The organism is Corynebacterium sp. HMSC072A04 (assembly GCF_001809235.1).
GTDB lineage: Bacteria > Actinomycetota > Actinomycetes > Mycobacteriales > Mycobacteriaceae > Corynebacterium > Corynebacterium hiratae.
Genome location: NZ_KV796809.1, coordinates 166367 through 167161, shown reverse-complemented (window position 1 = coordinate 167161; position 795 = coordinate 166367). Strand labels below are relative to the sequence as shown.

Here is a 795-nt window from a genome sequence, read left to right as displayed (position 1 = left end):
CGTCGTTAATGCCGTTGTGGTAGGCGCACAGGAAGGTCAAGTTCTTAATGTTGGTGTAGCCACCAGCCTGCCAAGGGATGAGATGATGCACCTGGCAGTAATCGGCTGGCTTATTACACCCAGGTCTAGAACAGGTGTGGAATTCAGCGTGCAGGGTAAGACGTTGCTTGAAGTTTGCCCCGCGCTCGAGCCGCCAGGTGTTGATGGGGCCTTCGATGGGGTGCACGATGGTGGCGTAGCCGATTTCGGCAAACTTATGGGTGAGAAACTCAGCGCCTGTCATGCGCGCACCGTTGGTCAAGTTGAGTTCGATCTCGTCCCCGTCGCCGTTGATGATTTGGTCCAACTCGTTCAGTGTGACGATGACTTGGGTGCGCACCGCTGGCTTTGTGCCGGCTGTTTCTTGGTTGAAGAAGACGTCGTTGGCGGCTTTGAGTAGGTCGGTGTTGTTGGTGGATTCTAGGACTGCGCGCATGTTGGCAATCGTGGTGGCATCATCGGTAATGGAGAGGGTGTTTGGGCCTTCGGATCTGTAGGTGATGCGCACGCCGGGTTTGGCGGTTCTTTTACGTGTGAGTTCTTTAAGCCGTGCTGTGGCAACGGCTCGGATGCGGTGTGCGGGTGTGGCGGCGAGTTTTGCTCGGAGGTTCCACGCGTCGAGGGTTTTCTTTACTTTTGAAACGTAGGTTTCGATGAGTGTGAGGGTGCCCAGGCTGTGGCGTTGGGCAAGGGCTGCTGCACGTGCTTTCTTTTGCTTACCGGTGTAGCGGGTGGGGCCGAAGTACACCTGGTGCA

Annotated in this window: 1 protein-coding gene; it reads right to left on the bottom strand. The window is 56.4% G+C overall.

The window, feature by feature from the left end; translation table 11 throughout:
• Nucleotides 1-795 (bottom strand): HNH endonuclease signature motif containing protein (locus HMPREF2565_RS11570; protein WP_246819154.1); only part of this gene is annotated, 795 nt, incomplete at both ends.